The sequence below is a fragment of the Streptomyces katrae genome, from assembly GCF_000966975.1.
Lineage (GTDB): Bacteria > Actinomycetota > Actinomycetes > Streptomycetales > Streptomycetaceae > Streptomyces > Streptomyces katrae.
In genome coordinates this window covers 1-4,435 of sequence record NZ_JZWV01001309.1, presented here as the reverse complement: position 1 = coordinate 4,435, position 4,435 = coordinate 1, and the positions used below count along the sequence as shown (strand labels likewise).

Here is a 4,435-nt window from a genome sequence, read left to right as displayed (position 1 = left end):
AGCCACCTCTCTGCAGGGCGACGTCCCCCGGCGGGGTGCCGGCGGCGAAGCGGAGGCGGAACTGGGCCCCCAGTAGACCTCACCGGCGGCCACCGGCCGACTGCCGAGTCCGATGCCGAGCAGGGTCTCCCCGTCGTTCCAGGTCTTTACCGGCTGCCAGGCCCAGCTGCCGTCGGCGTTCTTGGCGTAGACCTCGGCTACGACCTGGGAGGGTTCCCATTGGAACTGCTTGAGGGCCTTCTTGTTCGTGTTGTCGACGCGGGCAGTCAGGGTGTGCCAGCCGCCTCCGGCCTTGAAGAGACCGTTCCCGGTGCACTTCGGCCATCCTCGGTATGGGCGGCGTCCAGGGCGGCACGCCGCCGCTGCCACGGCGTAGGGGAGCAGTGTTCGTGCTCACCTCTGCCAGGGCTTCGGCCGCGGAACCGTGACGTCCCGCCGACTCCAGGTTCTGTGCGCCGTCTTCGTCGACCGGCTCACCTTCGACGGCAGCGTCATGGGGACCGGCACCGGCTTCCACCGCCTCTATGGCACGCGAGCCTGAGCCGGAGCCGAGCCCGCCGGGTCCAAGCCAGGGGAGCGGCCACCTCAGCGGACCTCACGGGGACACGGCCGGGGGCCCATCTGGTCGCAGCGCTGACCGCACCTGGTCAAAGGCCGAGGGCCCTGGATCGCGAACGGGCTGTCCCACCTCGAAGGGCCAGTCGGGGCGGGCGAGGGCCAGGAACTCTGCGAAGTCGGTCCGCAGATACCGTGAGTCGGAAGGCTTCAGCCGGATCTGCCGACGACTGTCTGCCCACCAGATCTCGAACTCCGCAACCGTGCCCTCCTCCGGCCAGTCATCGTTCTGCTCCGGAAGCAACAGGACGTCGACGAAGCCTCCGACCTGCAGGCCGATGTCCACGAAGATCCCGATCGCACCCGGCCGGGGAACCTTCACGACCGTGCCCTCGAAGACCTGCCCGAAACGCAGCCCCCTCCGGATCCGAGCCCACTCAGCGTCTGTCACCACGAGGGCATCTTCGCACTCGTGTGCGGACTCGGAGCGACTGCACCTCGGCGGCGGCATTCCGCTACGCCGCCCGGGGCGGCATGGCGCTGCCGGCATCTCTAGTGAACGTTTCCCGGCGGGCGGTTGCCAACTGCTGCTGAGAATCATCGGCGAACCGTCGGCGCTGAAAGCTGGAGGGGCGAGGCCGCTGCTCGCGCTGCCGGAGACGGCCCGTCATGGGAACGCGCACAGCGGTGGGGCGGGTTAAACGATACCCGGGGACTTTCGGCAGCGGGCTCAGGACTTTCGTCCCTTAGGCGGCTTTCCTGATCATGATCAACTTCAGGTGACTGATGACCAGATGCGTGCATCCGTACGCTTTGATGGGGGAAATTCGTATGAACTCCGGTACCACGACCCGCACGTTCCGGACCGCCTGCGCCACCGTTCTCACCGCGGCCCTGCTGACCGCAGCGGCGCCGGCCGCTTCGGCAGCCGGCGGCCCGTCCGTGGCGCAGCCCGCGAACGCGGCCAAGGTGGTGACCGCTGACGGGGGCGGTGCCTACCTGGACCTCGCTACCGCCGGCTACACCTACGAGGAGGCCCTCGAAGCCTTCAAGGACTCCGACGTCGTCACCGTGGTCCGGGGCGACCTGCGCCGTGAGGACGGCGAGGCTCCGTCCCGGGTTGCCCGGGGCGTGTCGCTCGGCTGGTACGTCTACGTGAAGCTGAGCAAGTCCCAGGCCAAGGCCGTCAACGCCGGCTCGGCGGCGACCGCGGCCGGGCTCATCGGGGTCGTCACCGGCGGCATCGGTGCCGCTGTCGCAGCGGGTGTCTACGCGTACATGGTCTCCCTCGGCAACGAGGGCATCGACCGGTGCAAGAGCGGCGTGGAGATGAAGTTCACCTACACCGGCAAGGCAGCCGGGGTGAAGTGCTACTGATGAAGGAGGAGTCCGCCGTGCGCCGTCGCCCCACCACGCTCTCGACCGGGCTGGTCGTCGGCCTGTTCGTCCTCTTCGGAGTACTCCTGTGCACTGCGTGGAGGTCGAGCGGGGACGGCCTGGCGCAGACATTGGCGGTCTACCTGGCGGTGGCTGTTCCGGGCTGCCTGTTCGTCCTCTGGCTCATGCGGCGCGGACGGGGTTAGCCACAAGGTGGGGTCGGGAAGACCGGGAGGCCGTCTGCCTCCAGGCCTTCCTGATTCCTTGCCTGCGTTCTCACGTCCGGGCTGGGGTGGTGACGTACGGAGACGCGTTAGCTTGTCGTTTAACCAATGACTGCGTGGTCACGGTGTCATTGGACGCTCGTGTGCCTGTTTGTCGGTGGCCTCGGCTTGTATGAGTGCTCGGCGCATGGCGTCGGCGTGCTCGCGAGTGAGGTCGCGGAGACTGGGTGAGTCGGCGGTCCGCCGGGCTGCGGCTTCGGCTTCCTCCGTCCATTTCCTCATGACTTCGAGGGGGCGTTGGTGACCGCAGTCCACTTCGGTGCCGGACTGGTCTCGGACGATGGCTTCGAAGCCGATGTTCACCCAGACACTGACTCCCTGGTCATGGAAGACGACGTCGAAAGGCGCTTCGTCAGAGTCCTCGCTCGCAGCGGTTCGGGTGGCGACGGTGAACCTCTCCTTGGGGTTCATCCAGTAGTCCTCGCCCAACGGCTCGATCCAGACTGCAAGTATCTTCTCGGTGTCGTTGTTCAACCTGATCTTCGGCATGCCCGCAGCGTAGAGCCGCTCCCGGAGGCGTCAGGCGTCAGATCCGGTGCGATGGGGTTTTGTGCCGACCTTGTGGTGCGCGGGGCGGGTGTAGGACTCGCCGGTCACGAGGACGCGTCCCACTTCGTAGCGGGAGGCGGGCCGCCGGTTTGATGATCCGGGAGGCCGTCCGGGGCCGGGGCGGGTGGGTTTCGGTGCAAGGGCTGGCGTGCCGGTCTTCGCGTGCAGGTTCCTGAACCCCCGGCGGACTCGAGCGGGGGTAAGTCTGTTCGGTTCTGCCGGTCGTTCCCAGGGGCGGCGGAGGTCCCGTGCGAGGGGTCTGGCGAGGCGGAGCTGGGCGTGTGCGGCCAGGACGAGCCAGGTCCAGCGGTCGGCCGCCCCGGAGTTCCGCAGCCGTGGCCGGGTCCACCCGAGGGTCTGCTTGAGTAGCCGGAACGTGTGTTCCAGGTCGAAGCGCCGCAGGAAGGACTGCCAGCACCGGTCGACGTCCTGTTTGGTGGCGCCGGTGCCAGACCACCAGAGCCAGACGGGCTTGTTCACCCCGCCGCTGGGCAGGTTCTCGACTGTCAACCTGATCACGGTGCCCTCGATGATCGGCAACGGTTCCTCGTGGTCGAGCCACGCGGCCCGTCGCGTCAGCCGGGGGTGGAGCCGGTCCCACGCCTGCGCAGTCGCTGCCCCATACCGGTTGGTGTTGGTGTTGGTGACGGTGACCGCGGTGACCTCGCCCCAGGTGCCCGGGTTGCCGAAGACGAACTCTCCGCCGTGCTTGGGCGGGCGGCCGCCTTGCGGTGGGCAGATCCACGGCACCGGGACGGGCTTACGCATTACCCGGTCCGAGCGGAGTCGGCCCAGGATCTCAACGGGGAGGTCGGCCAGGAGGTGGGCGATGCGGGGCGCGTCGTGGGCCTTGGCCTCACTGCGCGGCCCGGGCACCTCGCCGTTGGCCAGGCTGGCGAAGTCGGCGTGGGCCTGGGTGACGGCTTCGGGGTACGCCTTGCGCTTGGCGTGTTCGGCGAGGGCACCGTAGACGCCGGCGACGGAGGGGCGCTGTCCCTTGCGCTTGCCGGTGGGCATGATCAGGTCGGGCAGAGCCCCGGCTGGCCAACGTGCTCCATCCGCCGCGTGCCGCCGGGGCCGACGGGAGGTGACTCACCAGTAGACGGCCGGGTTCCCGGCATGGCGTGGGAGATCCCACGGGATGTCCCCGCTCACCGAAGGAGGAGGCCCGTGCCACCCACGCCCACACCACTCCCCGGCGCACCCCTTAAGAGGTGGCGCAAACGCTTCTCCGTGGTGGCCGCGCTGGCCGCCGCCGCGGTTCTCACTGCGATCCTGCCCGCCGCCGCCACCGGCGGCACCATCTGGACGACGCTGCCGAGCATGCCGACGGCGCGAGCCGGCGTGGCCTCGGCCGCCGCCCCCTGTCCACCCGGCCAGACCGGCATCTGCGTCTATACGGTTGGCGGCGAAAACCTGGCGGGGCAGCCGCTGGCCTCGGCCGAGTCGTACAACCGGATCACCAACGCCTGGTCCACGCTGCCGCCGATGCCCACAGCGCGGAGCAATGCCGCCGCAGCGACCGCTGCCTGCCCGCCCGGCCAGACAGGCACATGCCTCTACGTCATCGGCGGCGTGGTCATCTCCGGGGAGAGCCAGACTCCGCAGACGGTGGTTCAGTCCTACAACCCGGTGACTAACGCCTGGAGCACAGTCGCCCCGCTACGGAG

General features: G+C 69.0%; 6 protein-coding genes and 1 pseudogene. 3 read left to right on the top strand and 4 right to left on the bottom strand.

Annotation, left to right across the window (positions count from 1 at the left end):
- Together VR44_RS45640 and VR44_RS36560 are read right to left on the bottom strand one after the other, a co-directional pair.
- The coding region (locus tag VR44_RS45640) for a hypothetical protein (protein ID WP_157880527.1) at window positions 1-369 on the bottom strand (369 nt) is incomplete at its 3' end.
- A gap of 226 nt (window positions 370-595) precedes the next feature.
- On the bottom strand, window positions 596-901 hold the full coding sequence (locus VR44_RS36560) for a hypothetical protein (RefSeq protein ID WP_245692809.1): 306 nt from the start codon (window positions 899-901) through the stop codon (window positions 596-598).
- Between the two features lie 485 nt (window positions 902-1,386).
- Here VR44_RS36560 and VR44_RS36555 point away from each other — a divergent pair, with 485 nt between their 5' ends.
- A complete protein-coding gene (locus tag VR44_RS36555) occupies window positions 1,387-1,932 on the top strand; it encodes a hypothetical protein (protein WP_045951970.1) in 546 nt (181 codons plus the stop codon).
- 17 nt (window positions 1,933-1,949) lie between these two features.
- Entirely contained in the window at window positions 1,950-2,138 is a 189-nt protein-coding gene (locus VR44_RS36550) for a hypothetical protein (protein ID WP_157880526.1), read from the top strand.
- Window positions 2,139-2,276: 138 nt separating this feature from the next.
- Here VR44_RS36550 and VR44_RS46650 read toward each other — a convergent pair whose 3' ends face one another.
- Window positions 2,277-2,705: a hypothetical protein gene (locus VR44_RS46650; protein ID WP_063779011.1), complete on the bottom strand. Its 429-nt coding sequence runs from the start codon at window positions 2,703-2,705 to the stop codon at window positions 2,277-2,279.
- A gap of 30 nt (window positions 2,706-2,735) precedes the next feature.
- A pseudogene (locus VR44_RS36540) lies at window positions 2,736-3,611 on the bottom strand (transposase); the annotation flags it as partial.
- A gap of 387 nt (window positions 3,612-3,998) precedes the next feature.
- Between VR44_RS36540 and VR44_RS36535 the strand changes: the two are divergent.
- On the top strand, window positions 3,999-4,435 hold a 437-nt coding region (locus VR44_RS36535), incomplete at its 3' end, for a Kelch repeat-containing protein (protein ID WP_045951968.1).

What these genes read in the sequence shown, in the direction of transcription:
- VR44_RS36555 (WP_045951970.1), top strand. Translation starts at nt 1,387, where the DNA reads ATGAACTCCGGTACCACGACCCGCACGTTCCGGACCGCCTGCGCCACC.
- VR44_RS46650 (WP_063779011.1), bottom strand. Translation starts at nt 2,705, where the DNA reads ATGCCGAAGATCAGGTTGAACAACGACACCGAGAAGATACTTGCAGTC.